The 21579-nt window shown below is 41.0% G+C and carries 28 protein-coding genes and 2 pseudogenes; 15 read left to right on the top strand and 15 right to left on the bottom strand.

Features of this window, described 5'->3' with window-relative positions:
• Window positions 1-441: 441 nt before the first annotated feature.
• From FD725_RS09180 to FD725_RS09165, 4 genes and pseudogenes are all read left to right on the top strand, one after another.
• On the top strand, window positions 442-801 hold the full coding sequence (locus FD725_RS09180) for a hypothetical protein (protein ID WP_179047841.1): 360 nt from the start codon (window positions 442-444) through the stop codon (window positions 799-801).
• 240 nt (window positions 802-1041) lie between these two features.
• On the top strand, window positions 1042-1581 hold the full coding sequence (locus FD725_RS09175) for a Dps family protein (protein WP_179047840.1): 540 nt from the start codon (window positions 1042-1044) through the stop codon (window positions 1579-1581).
• Between the two features lie 179 nt (window positions 1582-1760).
• Window positions 1761-2528, top strand: coding sequence for a ChaB family protein (locus tag FD725_RS09170; protein WP_179047839.1), 768 nt, complete (start codon window positions 1761-1763; stop codon window positions 2526-2528).
• Window positions 2529-2686: 158 nt separating this feature from the next.
• Window positions 2687-3079 (top strand): annotated as a pseudogene (locus tag FD725_RS09165) (Rpn family recombination-promoting nuclease/putative transposase); the annotation flags it as partial.
• 12 nt (window positions 3080-3091) lie between these two features.
• On the opposite strand, the gene FD725_RS09160 reads toward FD725_RS09165, so the two are convergent.
• The 11 genes from FD725_RS09160 to FD725_RS09110 form a co-directional block, all read right to left on the bottom strand.
• On the bottom strand, window positions 3092-3544 hold the full coding sequence (locus FD725_RS09160) for a hypothetical protein (protein ID WP_179047838.1): 453 nt from the start codon (window positions 3542-3544) through the stop codon (window positions 3092-3094).
• A complete protein-coding gene (locus FD725_RS09155; RefSeq protein WP_179047837.1) occupies window positions 3541-4032 on the bottom strand; it encodes a hypothetical protein in 492 nt (163 codons plus the stop codon). Before FD725_RS09155 ends, FD725_RS09160 begins: the two co-directional genes overlap by 4 nt.
• A 5-nt stretch (window positions 4033-4037) precedes the next feature.
• Window positions 4038-4301, bottom strand: a complete 264-nt coding sequence (locus tag FD725_RS09150) for a hypothetical protein (RefSeq protein ID WP_179047836.1) — start codon at window positions 4299-4301, stop codon at window positions 4038-4040.
• Window positions 4301-4882, bottom strand: coding sequence for a hypothetical protein (locus tag FD725_RS09145; protein ID WP_179047835.1), 582 nt, complete (start codon window positions 4880-4882; stop codon window positions 4301-4303). Before FD725_RS09145 ends, FD725_RS09150 begins: the two co-directional genes overlap by 1 nt.
• 130 nt (window positions 4883-5012) lie before the next feature.
• Complete coding sequence (locus tag FD725_RS09140) at window positions 5013-5873, bottom strand: hypothetical protein (RefSeq protein WP_179047834.1); 861 nt, start codon at window positions 5871-5873, stop codon at window positions 5013-5015.
• Entirely contained in the window at window positions 5873-8371 is a 2499-nt protein-coding gene (locus FD725_RS09135) for a hypothetical protein (RefSeq protein WP_179047833.1), read from the bottom strand. The genes FD725_RS09140 and FD725_RS09135 overlap by 1 nt, the downstream gene beginning before the upstream one ends.
• A gap of 1 nt (window position 8372) precedes the next feature.
• Window positions 8373-8624 (bottom strand): hypothetical protein, encoded by a 252-nt coding sequence (locus tag FD725_RS09130; protein ID WP_179047832.1) that lies wholly within the window; start codon window positions 8622-8624, stop codon window positions 8373-8375.
• A 3-nt stretch (window positions 8625-8627) separates the two neighbouring features.
• Window positions 8628-9200 carry a hypothetical protein gene (locus FD725_RS09125; RefSeq protein ID WP_179047831.1) on the bottom strand — a complete coding sequence of 191 codons (573 nt, stop codon included), beginning with the start codon at window positions 9198-9200 and terminating at the stop codon, window positions 8628-8630.
• Window positions 9197-9859 carry a discoidin domain-containing protein gene (locus FD725_RS09120; protein WP_179047830.1) on the bottom strand — a complete coding sequence of 221 codons (663 nt, stop codon included), beginning with the start codon at window positions 9857-9859 and terminating at the stop codon, window positions 9197-9199. The genes FD725_RS09125 and FD725_RS09120 overlap by 4 nt, the downstream gene beginning before the upstream one ends.
• Complete coding sequence (locus FD725_RS09115; protein ID WP_179047829.1) at window positions 9846-10190, bottom strand: hypothetical protein; 345 nt, start codon at window positions 10188-10190, stop codon at window positions 9846-9848. The genes FD725_RS09120 and FD725_RS09115 overlap by 14 nt, the downstream gene beginning before the upstream one ends.
• A 2-nt stretch (window positions 10191-10192) precedes the next feature.
• Window positions 10193-10537 (bottom strand): hypothetical protein, encoded by a 345-nt coding sequence (locus tag FD725_RS09110; RefSeq protein WP_179047828.1) that lies wholly within the window; start codon window positions 10535-10537, stop codon window positions 10193-10195.
• Between the two features lie 212 nt (window positions 10538-10749).
• On the opposite strand from FD725_RS09110, the gene FD725_RS09105 reads away from it, so the two are divergent.
• On the top strand, window positions 10750-11331 hold the full coding sequence (locus tag FD725_RS09105; protein ID WP_179047827.1) for a tyrosine-type recombinase/integrase: 582 nt from the start codon (window positions 10750-10752) through the stop codon (window positions 11329-11331).
• A 65-nt stretch (window positions 11332-11396) separates the two neighbouring features.
• A complete protein-coding gene (locus FD725_RS32435; RefSeq protein WP_256871880.1) occupies window positions 11397-11519 on the top strand; it encodes a hypothetical protein in 123 nt (40 codons plus the stop codon).
• Between the two features lie 172 nt (window positions 11520-11691).
• Here the strand turns inward: FD725_RS32435 and FD725_RS09100 are convergent, their stop codons facing one another.
• The 3 genes from FD725_RS09100 to FD725_RS33115 form a co-directional block, all read right to left on the bottom strand.
• Window positions 11692-12108 (bottom strand): hypothetical protein, encoded by a 417-nt coding sequence (locus FD725_RS09100; protein ID WP_179047826.1) that lies wholly within the window; start codon window positions 12106-12108, stop codon window positions 11692-11694.
• Window positions 12105-12797 carry a hypothetical protein gene (locus tag FD725_RS09095; protein WP_179047825.1) on the bottom strand — a complete coding sequence of 231 codons (693 nt, stop codon included), beginning with the start codon at window positions 12795-12797 and terminating at the stop codon, window positions 12105-12107. The genes FD725_RS09100 and FD725_RS09095 overlap by 4 nt, the downstream gene beginning before the upstream one ends.
• A gap of 355 nt (window positions 12798-13152) precedes the next feature.
• A complete protein-coding gene (locus tag FD725_RS33115) occupies window positions 13153-13374 on the bottom strand; it encodes a ribbon-helix-helix protein, CopG family (protein WP_179047824.1) in 222 nt (73 codons plus the stop codon).
• 545 nt (window positions 13375-13919) lie between these two features.
• Between FD725_RS33115 and FD725_RS09085 the strand changes: the two genes are divergently transcribed.
• The 6 genes and pseudogenes from FD725_RS09085 to FD725_RS09060 form a co-directional block, all read left to right on the top strand.
• On the top strand, window positions 13920-14171 hold the full coding sequence (locus tag FD725_RS09085) for a hypothetical protein (protein ID WP_179047823.1): 252 nt from the start codon (window positions 13920-13922) through the stop codon (window positions 14169-14171).
• The gene (locus FD725_RS09080; RefSeq protein ID WP_179047822.1) at window positions 14168-14350 is read left to right on the top strand and encodes a hypothetical protein; all 183 of its coding nucleotides are present in this window, start codon (window positions 14168-14170) and stop codon (window positions 14348-14350) included. Before FD725_RS09085 ends, FD725_RS09080 begins: the two co-directional genes overlap by 4 nt.
• Window positions 14351-14460: 110 nt before the next feature.
• Complete coding sequence (locus FD725_RS09075; RefSeq protein ID WP_179047821.1) at window positions 14461-14778, top strand: hypothetical protein; 318 nt, start codon at window positions 14461-14463, stop codon at window positions 14776-14778.
• 19 nt (window positions 14779-14797) lie between these two features.
• Window positions 14798-15175 (top strand): hypothetical protein, encoded by a 378-nt coding sequence (locus tag FD725_RS09070; protein WP_179047820.1) that lies wholly within the window; start codon window positions 14798-14800, stop codon window positions 15173-15175.
• Between the two features lie 314 nt (window positions 15176-15489).
• Window positions 15490-16872 (top strand): transposase, encoded by a 1383-nt coding sequence (locus FD725_RS09065; RefSeq protein ID WP_179047819.1) that lies wholly within the window; start codon window positions 15490-15492, stop codon window positions 16870-16872.
• A gap of 89 nt (window positions 16873-16961) precedes the next feature.
• A pseudogene (locus FD725_RS09060) lies at window positions 16962-17444 on the top strand (DUF4351 domain-containing protein); the annotation flags it as partial.
• 41 nt (window positions 17445-17485) lie between these two features.
• On the opposite strand, the gene FD725_RS09055 reads toward FD725_RS09060, so the two are convergent.
• Window positions 17486-18889, bottom strand: coding sequence for an amidohydrolase (locus FD725_RS09055; RefSeq protein WP_179047818.1), 1404 nt, complete (start codon window positions 18887-18889; stop codon window positions 17486-17488).
• Between the two features lie 180 nt (window positions 18890-19069).
• Between FD725_RS09055 and FD725_RS09050 the strand changes: the two genes are divergently transcribed.
• From FD725_RS09050 to FD725_RS09040, 3 genes are all read left to right on the top strand, one after another.
• Complete coding sequence (locus FD725_RS09050; RefSeq protein WP_179047817.1) at window positions 19070-19846, top strand: cysteine hydrolase family protein; 777 nt, start codon at window positions 19070-19072, stop codon at window positions 19844-19846.
• A gap of 22 nt (window positions 19847-19868) precedes the next feature.
• Window positions 19869-20324 carry a cupin domain-containing protein gene (locus FD725_RS09045; RefSeq protein ID WP_179047816.1) on the top strand — a complete coding sequence of 152 codons (456 nt, stop codon included), beginning with the start codon at window positions 19869-19871 and terminating at the stop codon, window positions 20322-20324.
• Window positions 20325-20805: 481 nt separating this feature from the next.
• Complete coding sequence (locus FD725_RS09040; RefSeq protein WP_179047815.1) at window positions 20806-21546, top strand: hypothetical protein; 741 nt, start codon at window positions 20806-20808, stop codon at window positions 21544-21546.
• Window positions 21547-21579 lie beyond the last annotated feature (33 nt).

Below are 21579 nucleotides of genomic sequence, written 5' to 3'. Positions count from 1 at the left end.
GTATATTTTGGTGTCTTGACTAAAGGGAAAACAAAATAATTGTGCCTTCCCAACTTAATATAAAATCAATCAAGATGATAAATTAACTAATCTGTAATTTTTTACCATACTATAACCATGCTAAATATAAGCTTTATTTATCAATAATTAGTGTTTTTAAATCAGGAAATTTGATTATTAATATCTATCTAAAGAATGATTCTTTTGTAAATAAAAACAAAGCCAACTTCACTCTATGGGTCGATTTGTTAATTCGTTTTTTATATTAGAAATATTATCATGAACCCCTTGCTTGAAGAAGATATCTAAGTAATTCTTCAAAAGGAAGATAGCTCAATCACTTGTCAGATAGAAGCCATGTTCTTTAAATCAAATTCAAGATATGTGCTTCCCTGAAAAAGTAAGAGTTATAAGTAGTTGACACCGTTATTGAGGTTGCAAATGAAGATTTCTAGTGTTGTTTTATCTGTTTTACGCCCAGTGCGTTTTCTCATCGTAGCTTTCACTTGTGCCTTGCTACTTTTATCTAACACTGTTCCTGCTTTTGCTATTGGTACTTCCCCAAGCGATCCCACCAAAGCAACTGATCAACTCCTAGAAACTCAAAAAGAAACTGACAAAGTTGCTAGATCAGCACCTCCTGGATTGAAAGAAGTTCAGAAAAAATCCAATGAAGGACTCAACGAAGTTCAAGGAGCCGCAGATATTGATAAGCAAAAGCGCCCTGAGAACTCACAAAATGCTACAACAGTAGAAGGTGAAATTCAAAACCTGTTAGAAAAAGCTACTGGTAAAAAATAATGTGTTGGTAATAAGAATAAATTCTGACTCATTACCTATTACCCATTAGCAATTACCAATCTTATCATTTTAAGTAGATATCTTAATTTTCAAAAATTGAGATATCTACTATCGTTTTTTATATACAAACCTAATCCTTTAGTTGTAGTTTTGATCAAAGGATAATCTTTCTTGTGATTGATGTTGATATAGCCTGATTTTTGGGAACTTAATACATGAGTCACCAAGGAAGAAAAAGCAATGCCTAAAATCAACATTGGTTTAACAGACGAGCAACGTCAAGGTGTAATTAATCTGTTGAATCAAGATTTAGCAGATTCTTACTTACTACTGGTAAAAACAAAAAAATACCATTGGGACGTTGTCGGGCCTCAATTCCGTACTTTACATGAATTGTGGGAAGAACACTACGAGAAATTGACAGAAAATATTGATGCGATCGCTGAACGTGTCCGTACCCTCGGTGGTTATCCCATAGGTACAATGGAAGGGTTTCTCAAAGTGGCTACCCTCAAGGAACACGCCGGAGATGTTCCCAATGCAACGGGAATGGTAGCACAACTAGTAGAAGACCACGAATCGATTGTTCGCAACTTAAGAGAGCATATCGACACAAGTAGTGAAGAGTTCCATGATGAAGGAACTGCTGACTTTTTGACTGGACTAATGGAAGAACACGAAGAGATCGCTTGGATGCTGCGCTCATTTATTGAAGGACAGCCAGTAGAACCAAGTGGTAAACAACCAGCAGCAAAAACTAAAACTCCTGTGGGTGTATAGAGAGTGCTGAGTGCTGAGTGCTGTTAGCGGTAGCGGGGCGTTTAGCCCGTGCTGAGTGCTGAGTGAGGGAGTGAGAGAGTGAGGGAGGGAGGGAGTGAGAGAGTGAGTCATGACCAATGACTATTGACTAATGACTATTGACTATTGACTATTGACTAATGACTTAAGGAGTAATTTCTGTGACAGAAGTATATCAAGCAGAACGTACTATATCTGCTGTATTCAAAGAGCAGCAGCAAATTGATGATGTGATTAGACGTTTGTTAGACAGGGGTGTACCCAGAGATCATATTTCCGTCATGGGGAGAAACTTCCAGTCAGAAACTCGGATTGCTGGCTTCATCACCAAAAGAGATGTAATTTTAGGTGGTTTACGTACAGGAGCGATTTTTGGTTCCTTGTTTGGTTCATTCCTCAGCCTACTTACAGGCGTGGGTGTACTGTTTATTCCTTTCGTCGGCCCCATTGTGGCAGCTGGGCCCATTAGTGCTATCTTACTAGGGGCTGCGAGTGGTGCGATCGCCGGCAGTGCAGGTGCTGGTTTAGTCTCTGTTCTCACCACATTAGGAATGCCAGAAGATAAAGCCGCAATCTACCAAACTCGGTTACAAGCTGGGGAGTTTTTGTTGTTAGCTGAAGTCCCAGGCGATCGCTCAGGAGAGTTTCAGTTACTGCTTGAAAGTGCTGGTGCTGAGGAAATTAACACAATTGATAAAGCCTTAGCTCATCCTTGTCCTGGCCCTTGCAATAGTCCAGAAGACCTATCTCCGGAAGTGCGTTGTCACCTTTCCCAAGAAGCACAAAATACTTTCATCGAGCGTTATAATGCCGTTTTAAATAGTACGAATGACGAATTCACAGCAGAACAAGCCGCATGGGAAGTTGTGCATCAAAAATTTGATGAAGACGAAAATGGTGTTTGGTCAAAGGCGAAAGTAGGAGTATAAAAAAAGATTGTCGAGGCGGGTTAAGCGAAATATTCGTAAATAATTGAATATTTTTGTCAACCCGCCTTTACCGCTACTTGTGAAGAATGCGGGTGTTTTGATAGGGATTACTCGGCACACTGGTAATATGGAGAACATAGGGTGATAATACTAACTTCATGCGTCGAGATTCAATCTTTTACAAACTATTTCAACAATCGCCTACACTGTTGTTTCAATTACTAGAGACACCTCCAAGCAATGCAGATGCTTACCGATTCGATTCAGTAGCAGTTAAAGAACCGAGATTTGAAATTGATGGCGTGTTCCTCCCACCAGAAAATCAAGGTGCAGGAGTTGTATATTTTTGTGAAGTACAATTCCAAACCGATGAACAGCTTTACGAAAGAGTCTTTGCGGAATCTTCACTATATTTCTATCGTAACCGCAACAGGTTTAGCGATTGGCAAGCTGTGATCATCTACCCATCACGCACTACTGAACAAAATGATATTCATCCCCATCGCTCATTATTAAAAGGCGAACAAGTGCATCGGGTGTATTTGGATGAATCCCCAGAGAGTCTATAAATGACTTTCACGGACAGTAAAGTGATGCTTTTGCAGAAAACCTTGTATTTCCTTGATTTCGGCTTTCTGTTCTGCCAGTGCTTTCTCAGTTTTGATCCAGTTATGCCCAATCTGTTTTTCTAGCCCGTTGAGATGAATAAGATTAGCATCTTTATAATTGATGTAATCCTGTAGATGCAAGTCGAATTTTTTATCTAACTTCAGCACTTCAGAATGTAAAACATTTAATTGGCTTAATGCTTGAGTATTCGCGTTAATATCCTGCCTCAATTCCTTGATGCTGATATTAATTAAGTTAAAGTTAGTAACAATCTTTGTAAAACCCGCCACAAGTACAGAGAAGCTTACCAAAGCACCTAAAAAAATACCCGTTGATTCTAGGGTAAGTGTAATTGTAGGCTGACTAGGTGCTGTGGGCTGTGGAGTAGTAGCAATAAAAGTATTCATGAAAGCTGACTTTGTATCTGGTCAAGTCTGAAATTAATATTTGCAAATTCCTGAGTCAGCAATATTTCCTCAGATGTGTCGTCTACTCCGGTGTACTCCCAGATATTCACAGATGCACGCGGAAACCACCTGGGAACCTTGATACTGACAGCGTAGGATGTAGAAATTTTCTGAAAGAGAATCAAGTTTACTTGGTCTAAAAATAGTGGACGACCATTAACTGTCGTTGCATCCTGACCACCGCCAACAACAAGCCCAGTACTAATTCTTTGATTGATATATCCAGCAAACCTCCAGATAGAGTCTGTCGGGACATCAGTATCAACGCTAATAGCCAGAATGAATTTATCTACTACAAAAGGAACGACTATCTCAGGAATAGGATTCATGAGATATTTTCCATCCTGCATGGGAACTTGAACAGCGTTAACAGTGGTAGAGTAAATACTTTGCCAATTAGCACTATTACTTAATTCAACGACTCTCACTGTTTTTATCCGTGAGAAATTACAAAATCAACATGATCAGCAAACTCGTCTACAATCTCAAACGGATCAGGGATGCCGTAATACTCCAACATATCCAGGTATTCAACCGTGTCAATTGTCCCAGTTAACCAATCTCTACCCGCTTGATTGATGGCAAGCATTCCCTGAAAATCAGCTTCAGAGCAGTTGCCATCAACATCGACGGATAGCAGGTCTAACGGATCATCTGGAGTCCAAATAATCCCAGTTCGTTCTGCTATCTTGCTCATTAGCCTTCAGGAGTGAACCTAAACCGATTTTTACCGCCATTCCCTCCAGTGAAGGTAGCGAAAGCCGTTTCACCCTTGATAGCTAAAACAGCCGCGTCATAAGCTTGTCCACCAGTATTCTGTCCAAAAGCACAGGTAACAGAATCTACGTCAGGTTTTTTGTATTCAGCACCAGTGATGCGACTAGCTTTTTTGGTAGTTGCAGGTACAACAGAAGTGAGCGTTAGCTTGGCAAAATTAAATTTATTCGCATCAATCAGAATTGGCGTGGTTAATGCAGCAAATTCGGTAGCAGTCGTAGTGTAGTTAGCCAGTAGCCCACGAAGTGCGAGAGCTACTCCAGATCCTTGACCACTTTGTCCATCCTTGATTAATCGGGCAGGCAAATAAATCTTGGTATTGCCAGCAGTGCCAAACGGAGAAACATAACCTTTTTCTCTTTCTGTCTTCACCCGCTTAGTTTCATCGGTGATAGCGGCATATTTGGCTTGGCGCTGCTGGGGAGTGGAATCTAGCCATTCCTTATATTTGTCATACCGAGCTTTCTGGGCTGGATAACGATTTAGGTCTCTAAACCCCATAATTTTTATTGGTGATGGTTACAGTTTTCACCAACTCTAGCCCGTTAAAATCCTTAGAATTTTCTATGGAAACCTTATAGGTTTTTATCGTTATTGTTTGCCACAGTTACCCCTTGACACTGGTTAAACCTCACGGATAACGGACTAATCCAGTATTTCGGAGTGTTGTGTCTATCAAAAATATTGGTGGGATGAGATTCCCCAAAGATATGTAAGCGCTCCTGAATCTAAGGACTGCTACAGGTCTGTACCTGCGGTTTTGCACCTGTTTACCTAAAATCGTGATTTTACCTGCTGATGCGGTTGTTGTGCTGGGTTTGTCTGGGTCATTGACGATCAGCTTTTCTTGCTTGAATGGTACATCAATCACATTGCAAATTTTTTGATAGATTTCTATACCATCAGCACGACTGTTAACTAATAAGTAATTGCCTTTTGCAAACCCATTTTCAGGGTCAGTGTACGAAGCTGATTTATTTCCAGCAGTGTAAGTTATCCCCCTATTACCTGACAGAAATATACCTTTAATTTCATTAGCAATTTCTGTCATATTTGCTTTAGTAATGGCAGGTTTGGTACTCCCATCATCATCACCAGAGATGCAAGAGAATTTCATCAATCTTACTGATTTTTCATGCTGTATCGGTGATTCTTCTGGTGGAGATGCTGACTCATCTTGAGAAAACACGAAAAATAGTTGTGGATGCCCGGCAACACTAGGGGCGTTATCAAATTTACTGCCATAAAAAACAGCTAAATTTTTACGCCCATAGCCCATGATGTTATAAAACAGGTCTGAACGCATCCAAGATGCGTACATATTATCATTGTCTAAAGCCCGACAAGCTAGCTTTAAAGATGGTCTAACACCCGACAAATCACCATTCCCTTGCACATCTTTAAAGTATCTATCAACCCGACGATTATGTTCTTGATTCCAAGTTTTCTGTAAATGCTCAATATTGTCAAAACCTTCTGGTAAATCTGCCATTAGTCCTCTCCATCGAATAAATCTGAAAAATCAAAATTCAATGGTTGAGAATCAGTCTTAGACTGAGTTTCTTTGGCTTTTAGTTCGTCGGGTTCTGGTGTGGGTGTAGATTTATTCTCTGGTTTATTATCTTCTTTGATGGCTTTAACAAAGTCAGTAGAAGCTGTTGTGAATTCAGTGGTGGCGTTAATCACATCCAAGGGAACTTGAGTAACCATCTGCACGGTAGAAGCGGTAGTTTGCAGTCCCTCTAAAAATTTGGTGACTCGATTGAATTTAGGCTGGGGATTCATCCAGCCATAAGCGTTTTCTAGGATAACGCCACTCTTTCTTAAAGCATTCCCTATTCTGCCTGTGTAAGCCGCTATCAACTCAGATGCTTGTAAAATAGTTTGCGATAGATTCAGAAAACTATTTAGCACGTTGGTTGTGGCTTGATAAATTCGATTAGCTTTAGCCCAAGCGTCCACTAATCGATTATAGTTAGCGGCTCCAATGAGACTTTGTATAAAGCCTTCTATTGAAGCGCCAATTATCTTGCCAACGTCGATACCCGCACCATCTTCATCCGTCAAGCCTAGTCCGGTTAATACGTTGGTTAAAGCTCCTACTAATGTAGTTCCAATATCGTTACTGAGCATCACGCCATTATGAATAGTTGCCGCAAGGGTGAGCATTCCGAAGACTCTATCAAACTGCAACCATTTACCCAATTTACTTAATTTGCCACCAATGCCACCGGGAACTTGTTCACCAAGTTTGTTGTTTATTGTTGGAAGTAAAGCCAAACTTGTTGCTAAATTTCCAGCGTTTAACCCAGTATTCAACGCATTAAGTAAAGCGTTAGTATTGTTATTACTATTACCAAGAACATTGCCTACAGCGTCGTCAATTGCTTGTTTACCACAACCTGTTCTTAGGTTTTTACACATTGCAGTACCCACAGAGTTTTCTATCTGAGGAAGTGTAGGAATAGAAGGCTTCAATGTATCTGCTACTCTGCCAGGGATAAGGGGAATTCCTGCAAGTGTAGGAATAATTTGGTCAAGCTTGGGTAGGATTTGGTCTAGTTTTTTATTGCCTTCAGTGTTCACCTTCTCCATCTCCCGTATCTTTGTCTCTAATGTAGTTAATCGATTGTTATCTTTGTTTAAATCACTTTCGATGTCTTTCCTGAGTTTGTCTATATCAGGCTTTACTGTGTCAATAAGAGCCGTCTTCCTTTCTACGTCCCTGATAAAATCGTTAACCTGTTTGTCTACATCTTTTATTCCTTGTTTAATTAGATCTGACGTAGCATTACCTTGCTTTAATTGGTTTAGAAAATTATCGGACAACTTTCTTTGGTCTTCATTCCACTTGACGGCTTGAGCTTCAAATGATTTAGCGTAAGTATCCTGAAGACTCTTTACTACTCCATCAAAATATCGAGTAGTAACACCATTTTTAGTGATTTCTGTATAGCCATTTTGCAGTGTATTTACTGTCTGCTGTACGGGCTTGAGGATATTTTGCAATACATCGTTATTTGTCTTTATCTTGCTATCAATAATTGAATTATTTTTATCTATTGCAGCACTAATATCTGATTTTGTTGCTTGAGTTGCTTTGAGTGAAGTAAGTTCAGCTTTGATGCTGTTAACGGTTGAGGTGATGTTTTGCTGAAAATTATCTTTAACGCCATTGGTAAAAGCTGCAATCTTGGCGTTAATATCTGCAATTTGTTTGTTAATAGATGTTTGTTGTTGTTGAATCTGTGCGTTGATTTTTGATGCTGTTCCCCTTGATTCTGCTAGCACATCATTTGCATATTTCCGTGCATCAGATATCTTTGATTCTAAAATACTCCTGCCCTGCCTCACTTCATACAAGGCATCGTTAGCTTTATCCCTGATGGGTACGAGTTGCTTTTCTAGTCCATACACTCTATCTCTTGTTCTCTGGTTATCCAGTTTTTGGTCATTGATTGCTTTGTTATTATTTTCAATCCTTTGTTGGTAAGCGTTAAGCTTACCTAATATCTTGCTGACATCATTACCTAATAAAGCTAGACCTTTCTCGTTCTGGTCAGAACGCCATCCCTGTATTTGGTTTACCGCTACAGCAATCCCTACAGCAGCCAGAGCAGTTAGTATGGGAGCGAACTTAGCTAACGCGCTTCCCGCTTTGGCTATAGTACCGCCAGCATTAGCCGCACCCGCTACGTTAGCAGTGCCACCGGCTTTGTTAAGAAATGAATTCCACAGGTTCTTGCTTTCCTTGACATCTTTATTTAATACATCCACCACTTTCTGAGCGCCACCAAATTGCTTTTCTAGTGTTTTTACACTAGAAGTAGCAGTGCTAACACCTCGTTTTATTTGGTCAATTTCTGCTATCGTTGCCTTGAGTTTACGTGATGCTTTAAATCCCTCGGAATAAAATTTTAGTTCCTTAGAGAGACTGGTTAGCGACTCTAGTACCAATCTCCCAGACTGTGTTTGTGGTGGTAATGGCATATTATTTAAATATCTGAATTATCGGTTTAAATAAGTTTGCTATTTGACTAAATAGATTTTCAATACTTTGGCAATAGCTCTCAAGCTTGTTCAGTCTGTTATATATGTCATCTAAGTTTTGATTTTTATTATTTTTATTGTCGTTACAACATCTTTTCTGTTCTTTCTCTAACTCTCCAATACGTTTATTTTGAGCGTCAATTTTGCGCTCTAATCTTGCTAGCGCTGCGTCGATATCTTTGCACTGTGCCATTGATTATCTACCCACCCTTGCAGCTAAATTATTAATCTTACTGGCTGTAGCTTGGCAGGGAATACAGCAAAATCCAGGATATCCAGGATGCTCACATTTAATTTCACCGGGCTTACAGTCGTCGTCACAAGTAACAATCCAAGTTGCGTTGCCGGGACGCAGTATCTTAACCGTCCCTTTCTGATCAACTACGTTTACCTCGGTATAAAGCTCACTTTGTACTAACTGCAAATTACTAAAATTTGAACCATAACTTGAGTTTCTTGCCATCACAATCGTGGTGGTTTTTGTTGGATTGCCAGAGGTAACAACTAGGTCTACTATTTTTTTGTCACTACTAGAAACAAGCTGATAAGAAATGGGTTCTTCTAGTACACCTAAATCCTTGAATGAATCGTAGGAGTCTACAAAATTATTGCTGTTAGCCACTACATCGTGATGATAGGTAATTCTGTATGAATAGGAGAGTTCTGCAAATACATCTACAGCAGGATACTCACTGGTAACACTCTCTTTATCCCCTTTACTCCAGGTAATTTTTACTGTGGCTTTACTCTTACCTTGGCAATAACTCATAGCGCTACTACCTGCCCGTAAAACTCTAATTCACTACAACAAAACTCGTAGCTACCAGCGCTATTAACTGCTGTCATCAAAAGCCTTAATAATTTGTAAGCAGTGGTAGCATTTACTGTTACCTTCACCCAGTCAAAAGGATTATTAAGTGTAGTGTTATTTGTCTGAGTGTTTAGGTCTGTCCAGGTTGTACCGTTGTCACTTCCCTGTAATTTCCAGCTTCTTAGCGCGTAACCGCTATTAGCATCGTGTCTTATTAAATAGTCCGTCACTTTCAATTTGTGACTAACGAAGTCAACACCCCAGTAAGCGTTAGCTGCGTTAGCTGGATAGTTACCACCCCCTGTTGTTCTGTCTACTATGGATGCTAGGTTACTTACCCCACTACCACTGCTAATCACAATAACCTTGCCTGAATTGTGAGGATTACTCCAAGTAGCACCCCCTCTAGTAGCAAGCCAGTAACACATACCATTAGCATCACCGTTGCTAACATATGTCAGGGTAGGTAATGTATTGTCTGCTGGAGGCTCTACTCCCAAATAGTCTCTTAAAGTGCTAATTTTTATCACGGAAACAATATCATTAACACTGTCCCAGCCCAGTAGTAAATCATTTTCAGATAGTTGTATCAATTCGGGAAAATCATTCAGCTTCATATGTGTCGATTACTATTGTTTTTCTAATGAATTGCTGGTTATTTCTCTTGGCAAAAAATTCCTGCCAGTTGAATATTCTGAGAAACGTATACGCATTCTTGTTATCAAAGCTTATGGGAGTGTCATTCTCGTCAGTAATCGGAATGTTATTCTCGTCTTCTATGTAACCTTGAAAATTTTCTAGTGACTTTAATAGGATTGCAGTCAGTAACGATTCGGCTGTGTTATTGCTGCTAGGGGTTAATAAATTTAAGTCAGACTTGTTGATTGTTAAAGTCTGACTATTCTGTGAACTATTAACCCCGAATAATTGCTGTAGGGTTAATTCCATGTTTAGTAATCGTCTGGGTCGATTCCTGTGCTGGAATAAGGTTTATCTAGTTCTATGCTGATTGTGTCTCTGATGTAAGTAGCGGTTGTAGTGCCGTTAATTCTGGTGGTGAAGCTTGGGGTGTTGTCGGCATCAATGGTGATTGATTGGTCGATGTTTGAATCTCGGTTAGTTGAGGTCAGGCTTACAGCCCCAAGTTTGACTATTGCTGTTAGTAAAGCTTCTGGTTTATTTGTCGCTGCAACTGTTAGTCCGACTGTGGCGAGTGCTGATTTTTGAATGGTGAGTGTCGTTGCGTCTTGCGTTGCACCTGTACCGAATACTTCAATTAATGTTGGTTCTGCCATTGGATTTATTTTGTTGTGAATAAATCCGTTGTATTCGTGATTTGAAGATTGGTAAATGTTCCAGTTTTATGTAGAAGTGGCATATTCACCGATGGCGTGTAATGCCTACCAGCAATAGCATTGAGCAAATATTTACTATTAGTGAATATCTACAAAATTCCGCTTTTACCTAAATAAAAGGTAAAAGCAGAATATCTAAAGTTCAGTTTTATATGGCTAAAAATAACAGATCCGGAAGAGCCACTGTCATTAGTGATAGTGATTTTGTCAAAATTCGTAAGCAAATTAAAACTGATAAGTATAAATTGCTTTTTGACCTTGGCTGGTATACGGGTGAGCGATGGGGCGCACTTATCAAGTTAAAAATCAACGATGTTTACGAGAAAAACGGAAAGCCTAAAGATGTGCTGGTGTTTCCGGCTATCATTCGCAAACACAGGCCAGATGGTACAGCTGACACGGTAGAAATTGCAGTGCATGAAAATTTACGAGAGTCACTCTCTAGGTTTCAACCAGGGGACTCGGTGTGGTTATTCCCTTCAAGGTGTGGAACTAAGCCGATTACGTGGCGAAACGCCTACGACATTCTCAAACGAGCAGCTGAGAATGCCGGAATGGGAACTAAGGGAATCTCAACTCACACTACCCGCCGGAGTCTGGTAAACAGGTTACGCAAGAACGGGGTTGATAAGGCTGTAATTCGCAAAATCACCGGACATCGTGATAACAAAGGCTTAGACCCCTATTTAGAAGTTGACATCGACGAAGTGAGGGCAGCGATCGCCACATTATGACTATTACCAGAACTGAACTTGCGCTTTCGCTCGGATACCTGATTGGGCAGGTGCTTAACGGCGACATGGATGACCCTAAAACCCTGGCGACTACATTACAAGGATTCGCTGATCAGGCTTGGGAGGAGTGCGATAAGCTCATCGAGGCGGCTGACTTACTACCACCGTCACTCAGAATCGATCCGTGACTATAGTGTACCTAGAGATTACTAATTACAGTTTGGCGATCGCTTGCGTTCATGCGATCGCATTTTTCATTTACGATTTGCTCTAAAGCACTATTAGTCATTGGTCATTGGTCATTAGTCAGTAGTCAACAGTCATTAGTCAGTAGGGAACAGGGAGGGGGGAGGTAGGGAATTATCGCCAGGAGCGAATGAGTTTTTCTATTGCTAATGGAGTTTCACCGTCTGCGATCGCTCTCTCAATTTGCTGTTTTCTACCAATAGCAATTTGTGACTTTACACTCCCACCTGGTATGTGACGATGGTGCAGCTTCCGGCCAGACATCCACAGGTAACGGTAGTAATAATGCTCTTTACCGTAACGAATCACGGTGTACTTTTCTACCCAGTGTGACTGTTCTGGAGCAGATTTATTTGTGTTAGTTGTTGCTTGCTCCAGAACATTAGAATCAGCTTTAGACGACTGCTTAGTTTGCTCCAGAACAGTGTTAGTTACTGAATCCGGTTTATCCCAACTGTCATCAGTGACACTCTTAATTACTGGTGGTGCGGTGAACTGTTGCAGGTCGAACAGTGAAAGTTGTTCTCTCATAACTTCACTCCCAAGGCTGCAAGTAATCCGGCAAAGCTCCACTGTTGGGGTTGGTCATACCATCGCTTTCGCAAACAAGCTAAGAGCCAACCTTGGGGATTTTTGACTTTGACGTGACCACCCCGACTGTGGAATAGTGCGATCGCACTCCTCACTTCCTCGATGGTGTAGTCTAAAATTTCTGGTGACTGTTCAGGGTCAAATACTATACCTGCTTGCTCACACTCACTGAGAATTTCCTCAAGTTCAGCTACCCGTTCTTCTGTTAGAGGATCTATGCTGCTGCTGTCTAACTCCTGTTCGGCAGTTAGGTTATTTGGAGTATGTAAATTGAAAGTTTTACTACGGTTTGGTAAATTTTTTCGCGGTTTTAACCAATCAAGAGGACGTGTAATTATTCGTACTATTGACCACGTAAACTTTTTTATGATCTGCACCACTCGACACTCAACTAATTGGGCTAGTGCTGCTTTGAGAGTTGGTCTGGAGTAGCCTTTACCTCGGTGCTGTTGTACCCAGTCGTTGAATTCGTTGAGGTCTGGTTCTGTCTCATCCCCTATTCCCTGACGAATCAGCCATTGCCACAGGAGTTTGGCGGCGGGGGTGATTTTGTTCTCTAGGCAGTATGCGTCGTGCTGCTCTGTCCAGTTGTTGCACTGAGTATTTTGTATTTTCCTGTTTTCTGTCATAATACCGATAGATGCTATTCAGGAAGCCACCTACGTTTGTAAGTAAGGGTGGCTTTTTGGTTTTTTCATGGCAATTGGCGATCGCTCCGTAGTGTTGGCGATCGCAAAACAAAACCGTCCTCACCCATAAAGGTAAAGACGGTTTAAGATTTTTCTTCTATTTCTGTTGTTTCTGCTGGGGAAGGTGTTTCGCTGTCCTGTTCACCCAGCAATGCTAGTATTTTTTCTCTTAACTCTCTAGCTTCTTCCTGAAACTCCAGCTCTGCGTTTTCGCTTTCTTTGCGTCTAATGTCAAGTCTTTCTTGGTGAGCATGGACATAGCTGTAAAATCTAGACTCAAGATTTCCCAGATGTTCTAAGACTTTCCCAAGATTTGCATCGACAGGTTTGTCGTCACGCTCACTTCTATATCCCCATTCGCTAAAGCTCGAATCATTGCACTGAGGTCTTTGTACCCCAATCCCTTGGCTTTCCGGTTCAGAGATGCTTTGTCCTCCGGCGCTAGACGAATTGATAGCCTTGACTCGTTTTCTGGCAGTTCCTTTCTCCTGCCTGCTGACTTGCCTGTTTGATTCATCTTTTTGATTCATGTGATTTTCCTCATTGTACTTCTGTGAACACAAAATTTTTTGTGTTCACATTATTGACTTATTGTTGTGGGTGTACGAATATGATAACAGTATTTTGTGAACACAAAATTAGTTCACTCCCTGCTCCCCCCTCATCCCTTGCCATAGTGCCTGTGAGGGCAAAATCAGGAGCCACCACCGCATCACTAGGCGAATTGCCACCGATGCGGAAACAACCTAAAAGTTAATACTCAGTTGTCAGTGATCAGTTATTGGTCACTGGTAATTGGTTATGAATACATTTCCCTGGCGCACACCTTCACCACTGCGTCCCGTACAGCTATGTCCTTTAGTTTGGAGGTTTAATTAGACGCAAATCTCACTAATCACAAGCGATAAACGACTTTTTAGTCTATAAGGTTAAACGCTTTCGCCAGTCATACACCCACTGGCGATTTCTTACCATTACCGCCCGTTACCGTTAGTAGCACATATCTGGATTACACCAGCCTTAGTTGCTGCTAAAGCTGGTGATTTTTTGGAACTAAAAAACATGACCGAAAAATTTGAAATTTATGTCAAAGACTACATTTGTATGTCTTTAGCGCTAGCTGCGGCTGCCGAACTTATCAGCCGTTATACAGGCTATTCGATAGAAGAAATATCTGCCCAATTGACCCTTGAAGCTAATCATCGCATGGCGAAAATTCCCCCAGAGTCTCATAAGGATATCGTAAATTCTTATTTCTTGGGAAAAGAACACCATGCACCCGCAACCCTGACAACTATCAATTTAAAACCATGACTTACCAAGATGACTTAAGACCTTGGGCTATTTTTCGCCCCCATGAAGTTAAGAATATCTGCGTTCTTAGATTCCGCACTCGGACAGACGCTGATGCTTACATGACCATCCTACGCCGACTCACTCCTGACGTGAATTTTCAAGTAGTTTTTGATCAATCGGTGAAAGTTCAAGGATAGCTCACAATTTTTCAAGCGATCGCTGTAATTGGGAGAGCGATCGCTGTAATTGGGAGAGCGATCGCTGCTGCTAAGGTGCATCTACCAATGTCAAAAAAATAGCACAAGTTATGCAAATCAAAACTATTACTTACCAACGAGTAATCAACCTCGGCAACTACGAAAGCAAGCGGTTAGAAATGACTGCTGAGATGTGGGAAGGTGACGATTTAGAATTTGAAACCAGTTTCCTCATGGAAATGGTAGAGCGAAAAGTTAGAGAAGATTCACAAAAAGCAATTGAACAAGAAATTAGACAACTCAGAAATGAACTACGCGAACTTAAAAAGGAATATGAGTCAGTCCAATCACCAAAACAGGAGGCTGATGATATCCCTTTTGATTCAGTGGCAACGTCCCCAGATAACGATACCGTTGGCAGTTTCTAACTTTCAGATAATGACATTTATGAATAGAGTCCCTAGTATTATGCTGCCACCTAAACAAATGTTAAATTATCAGCTTGCATTCTGGGTAAATAATCCCGCAAAGCTTTTTGAACAAAATCGTGGTAAATCTAACAGCGAAAGACTCGCCAATTTAGAGGACTGGCAGAAAGTCGTTGCAGTTAAACAAAAAATTGTAGATGCTTTTAAACCGCGTCCTGGTGAGACTGATGTTTTTATTGAAATCTACACGGGTGAACGTTTAGCTTATCCACACTGCACTCTTGAGAAACTGTTAACACCAGAAGAAATTGCACTTTTAGATGAAGACGACTCAGTTTTAGAAGTGTTTACAGATGGTTACGTCTCCGCACTGCACACGATCATGAATCCCGCCTGATGATGGCTACCTGACTCAGTAGCCGAAACTACGGCATACGCCGTAGTCGCGGGTTGAGTCCACATCAATTCGCACCACTACATCGGGATGGCGGCGTTGTGGATGAATTGCGCCCCTTACTTAGTGAGGCGTTTCCCAATTCAAGCGCAGCATCCCCAAGTGTAGATGGGTTCCCCAGTTCGTTTAGGAGTGAATCGCGCCACTGCTTAATTGATGTGTGGCGTTAGGGTGATTCGTGCGCTCAAGACTGGGTTTTAAACACAGTAAACAGTGTTGCCTCACTGTTATTACACCCATAAATTGTTAGCTGAACCATGACAATCGAATTAAAAGTTATCGGGATTGATGTCTCTAAATCTAGTGTCACAATTCATATTTTATCATCATATCCAAAAGGAGGTTTAAAGGGATATTGGGATAAAACCAGGAATAAAGCATCAAGTTTATATCCAGTTTTTTATAGTAATCCTGATACCAAGAAAAAACAAAAAAGTGCTTTTGAATTTGCTAACTTTCTTGAAGAACACAAACCTGATATTGCTATTCTTGAGCCAACAGGTAATCATTACTCTCGTCTGTGGTCAAAGATAATTGACAGCTTAGGAATAAAAATTTTGTGGGTTGGTCACATAGAATTGCGGCGTTACCGTGGTGGTAAAAATCTGCCCAACAAATCAGACGCTGCTGATGCACTCGCTATGGCTGCCTATCCTTTAGATGGTGAACACCACACCATCAATGGAGAACTCAATCAAAAGTATTTTCTCATGCACCGCCCCGAACCAATTGACCAACTACGGGAACTGTGCCAACAGCTTGAACACCTAAATCGTGTCCAAAACCCAATTATCAACTACGCCAGGCAATTACTAGCTTGTCAATTCCCAGAAGTTGCTCACGTCAAATCTAAAAGTACTAAAGTCGGTAATATACCACCACTTTGGGGTTGGCTTGCCGAAAGAGAGCTTGAAGTTTCACCGCAAGCTTGGAAGATGATGAGTAAAAAATATGAGTCATCATCTGCCAAGCATTACGGTATTGCTATTAACCCCATACTTAGAACTCATGCTGATTGGTTGTGTGATATTGCTTTAAGTGAGCAACGGCTTGAGGGTGAAATTCAAACTATCCTTGATCATGAATCATTCAAACCTTACAACCACATTTTTAGTCAGTTTGGTTTTGGCTTACGGGTACGCGCTAGGCTACTCAGTCGGATTTATCCGTTTGAAGCATTCCTGGTAAACGGTAAACCACTGATTGAGTATGAGGTCAGGGAAGTTAAACGGGTTGAGAAAGTTCGCCAAGATGGTAAAACCGTGGTCAAGCGGCTTCCTGGCGATGTCAAACGAGTTAAACGCAACCGCAGCCGCGACGCTTTCAAAATGCGCCTCGGTATGGGTACAACTCTTGAGCAATCTGGTGATGAGTTGATTGAGGTGACAAGCGGCTCGGCATTATGTCGAATGTCTTTTTGGCAGTATGTTTTGTGCCAAATTGAAACGGAGAGATTACCCGACACTAACACCGCCGCCGCTATTCTTGAGTACCGCACCAAACTCAAAGACTTTACTGATGAGTCTGGCCGTCAGTTGCTCAATGGCAAACATCTGCAAGGTAAGCTTATGGCTAAAGTTGCCAATTTACTGTTTAACAAGTTAGTTGAAGCAACCACGATCGTAAAAACTGATTCTTAAAATAGCCACTCAAGTTTTTAAGCTAACTAATGACTAATCCCCTACACTACAGTGGGGGATTGTTATTGTCTTTTGAAGGTTACTAGAGTGAATTGGGGAATATTAGTCAATTACCTGTATGGGTAGCGTTAATGGTGCTGACTACGGTAGAAGAAGCACAAGCACCAGAAACAGCAAGATATTTGTTAAACAGAACTCGTCAAGAAGTATCTGAGCAAGCAAGTCGCGCCATAATAGAGATGATCACAACCATTATGGTGTACAAGTTTGAAAAATTAAGCAGGATGGAAGTTGAGTCTATGCTGGGGATCACACTCAAAGAAACTAGAGTTTACCAAGAAATCAAAGAAGAAGGACGTGAGGAAGGACGTGAGGAAGGACGTGAGGAAGGACGTGAGGAAGCAACAGGTAAACTCGTAATCCGACTTCTAACTAAGCGGTTTGGAGAAATATCTGAGGAAATGCGCTCCTTGATTACTGATTTGCCTTTACCTGTACTGGAAGATTTGAGCGAAGCATTGTTAGATTTTACCAGTTTGGCTGATTTACAGACTTGGTTAGAAAGGCCGTAAATTCAACTTTGGTAAAAACTAATAAGTAAGTCAATTTATTTTTATGAAGATAAACCCATGATGTGACGATAATGATGTTCTAATTGGGTGCGAGTGGGGGATTGGCGTTGAGTAGTCCATTCACTCAGGTTGAATAATTCTTGTCGCAATTCGTCAACATTAATTGTTGTTACTTGTCCATTCGCTACAATTTGTTTGCCCTTTACCCAAGCACTATCGACAACATTGGTGGGACGACCTAAAACTAATAAACCAATGGGATCTGTGCGGGGCATTAATGATAAATTTGTCAGATTATATAATACTAAATCAGCTTCTTTCCCTACAGTAATAGAACCAAGTTGATCTGCTAAATTCAAGGCTTTTACACCACCTAAACTAGCCATTTCTACTGCTTGTCGGGGAGTGATCCAGTGACGATAATCGAAGTCTGTGACGTTGTGCAGAATTGCCCCAATTTTGATAGCTTCCAACAAATCTTGAGAGTCATTACTAGAAGCCCCATCACACCCAAAAGTCACATTTACACCAGCTTGGCGATATTTTAAAATTGGGGCAATACCGCTACCTAACCGTAAATTACTTAAAGGATTGTGAACGACTGTAGATTTGGTGTCAGCGAGGATAGTAATATCAGCATCGTTTAACCAGACACAATGAGCAAGAGAAGTGCGATCGCCTAAATAACCAATTTGTTTAAGATGTGTAACAGCACTACAACCGTACTTTTCTTGGGCAAGTTTTGCTTGGGCTTTAGTTTCCAACAAATGAGAGTGACGACATAAATTATAGCGATCGCTTAACTCAATACACCCGGCAAATAAAGCATCTGTACACAATTGTATCCCTGTTGGGGCAACTAAAATATAGACACCCTCATCTGGGCGATGAAACTGTTTGATAGCCTCTTCAATAATTGCCAAGGTTGCAGTTGTGGAACGAAAAAATGGCTCATGGCTTTGGCTAGAGTCCCCAGCAGGTAAGCCAGCACTGAGGGATTCATCTTGCAGGAGGGGAGCTATAAAAGCCCGGATTCCGACTTCCTGATAAGCCCGGACTGCACTAGCAATGGTTTCTAACTCCTGTCCCGGAATCAATACCAGATGATCTACTACACTTGTACCACCAGACAAGAGAGTTTCTACGGCCGTACCCAAAGCGCTGAGATAGACTTTTTCTGTGTCGATGGGGGCAAAGTCATATAGTTCTGCTAGCCATAACTCTAGAGGTAAAATGGAGATGACACCCCTTTGCCACATTTCTGATGAGTGGGTATGAGCATTAACAAAACCTGGAAGTAAGAGTTTATTTGTGCCATCAATTATGTCACCCACTACGTCTAAATTTGGGGCAACAGCAACGATTTTCCCATCTACAACCTGCACATCACTAGTGGTATAACCATCATCAATAGCCAGCAAAACATTTTGGATAGTGAAAGTCATTGATTTTAACCTTAATTAAGTAATTAAACGCTCAAGAGCATTTCACGGTACAAACATAGTTAGGACTTACGCTTGTCAATAGTCAACAGTCAAGCGGCTATTGACCTTTGATAAACAAAGACGAAAACTTTACTACACTAGCGTAAGCCCTAAAACTATTGTCTTGGGTGTGGCAATTTTATGAATCAGCCTTATCGGACATTGGGAGTTGCACCAAATGCGTGGATGGTGAATCAGGCGATCGCAGATATTACTCGTCCGCCAAAAAAACCACAGCCAGTTATTCTATCAACAGAAACCAAAACTCTGCACTTAGACTTGGCAAAAACTGCCATCCTCGTCATCGATATGCAGAACGATTTCTGTCACCCTGATGGCTGGCTAGCACATATCGGTATAGATGTCACTCCAGCCCGCAAACCTATAGAATCTTTAAATAGTTTACTCCCAGAACTGCGTCGAGTTGGTATACCTGTGATTTGGCTCAATTGGGGTAATCGTCCAGATTTACTCAATATTAGTGCCAACGCCCTACACGTATACAATCCCACAGGTGAGGGTGTGGGTTTGGGCGATCGCCTACCGAAAAATGGTGCTAAAGTATTGATGGCTGGTAGTTGGGCAGCCGCAGTAGTAGACGAACTTCCCCAGTTACCGACAGATATTCGTGTAGACAAGTATCGGATGAGTGGCTTTTGGGACACACCATTAGATAGTATTTTACGGAACCTAGGAATTACGACATTATTCTTTACTGGTGTCAATGCCGATCAATGTGTGCTGACCACCTTATGTGATGCTAACTTTTTAGGATATGACTGTATTTTAGTTAAAGATTGTACAGCGACAACTTCTCCCGATTACTGTTGGTTAGCGACGTTATATAACGTCAAACAATGCTTTGGTTTTGTCAGTGACTCGTCAGCGATTTTCACAGCTATTAATCCATCATCCTGAATTTACAGGAGGAGATAAATAAATGTTCGCTACTCGTTGTGTAATTCCTGTTATCAAATCTCCTAAAGATTACCAAGTCTACCGCATTAGTCCCCGTGATACTAATCGGTTAGCCATTATCTTTGATTCGACAAATGCTAATACTTCTCTAACTTGTTGTGTAGAAATTTTTGAAGTTGGTGGACAAACACCACCGAATCGTCATCAATGGGCTGTAGAAATGTTTTTTGTCCTCAAGGGCGAAGGAATTGCTATTTGTGATGGCAAAAAAGTGCCGATTAAAGCTGGAGATAGTTTACTAGTACCACCTACAGGTACTCATTTGATTAAAAATACAGGGACTACTCGGTTATACACACTGACAATTATGGTTCCCAATGAAGATTTTGCCGAACTTATTCGCAGTGGTACTCCTCTGGAGTTGGATGCGGAAGATATGACGGTATTGGGTAGATTAGATGCTTTGATGCCTTGTTAGGCTGAGTCTTTTGTGGCTTTGTCTTGAAAAGTTCAGATGCCTGCGGCAAGCCGCAAAGCGTCTACGGAGGAAACCTCCGCTCCGACTTTTCGCTGTGTCTCTGTGGTAAAAAATTTTATGCACCACAAAGGCACAGAGACACAGAGAAGACGGTAAAGCTTTGGGGAAAAAATTTATATTTCTTTAAGCTTAAGTACTGTCGTAAATCTACTGATACTGATAATATTCATTTAAGTGTTTTTGGTACATCTTTTTTATGGTACTGACCTAAAAAAACTGCTAACGCCCATTTAAGTCTAATTGTTGAATTTATTTAAACTTCTATTTGCTGGCAATATTTAGAAGCAGATAACTATCAGCTAATTTTTGCTCTCAGAATATGGAGTAAACAAATTGTGCTGCTTTCATTATTATCAATTGCTGAGATAGCTACAGGTTTACATAACCCAGTTTTAGATTCTTTAGTGACACGAAAAATATCATGAGCCAAAACTTTGAAGTTCAAGAACTGTTGATTGCGATCGCTACCAAACAACAAAATCCCAGCATATTAACTGCCGACTTTCTCAAGTATACAGGGATTATTCCCGGTGATTGGGAATTGGCTAGACCAGCAGTCCTCACTAATACTGCGGCTCAAGTGGTGTTTCAGAATGGGGTGAGTGTAGTTGCAGAGGTGAATAGAGTTATTTTTGCAGAAGCGATCGCGAATAAAGAAGCTGATGAAGTGCAGATTCCCGCCATTGCTCATAAATATATTGAAACAGTAAAACAGGTAAATTATCAAGGCGTAGGCATTAACTTGAGAGGCTTGGCTATTTACGAGCAAAACAATCCCAGCGCCCCCAACTATATTTTTAGCAAACTCCTCCAGCCAGGAGCATGGCAAGATTTTGGTAATGCGCCAGTGCAAGCTTCTATGCGACTGGTTTACACGCTGGATAGCACACAATTATATCTGGATATTAATGAAGCACAGTTACAATATCCAGACCAAACAACCAAGCCTGCTGTCCTATTTTCGGCTAACTTCAGTAGGGGAATTACTCAAGAAGAACCAACAGAACGTTTGGCTGCTATTAGTGCAGTGATTGACAAGTGGCAAAGCGATGTCCAAACATTGAAAGAACTCATCAATACTAAGTTTTTTCATACCGCAGGTTATCCCATCAATACAGCATCCACTGACACGATTCAGTTCCCTGCATTAGTCGCTGAGTAATTGAATACTCCATCCCATTCCCTTGAAATCTAG

Source organism: Nostoc sp. TCL26-01, assembly GCF_013393945.1.
Lineage (GTDB): Bacteria > Cyanobacteriota > Cyanobacteriia > Cyanobacteriales > Nostocaceae > Trichormus.
This window is presented reverse-complemented; position numbering and strand designations above follow the sequence as displayed.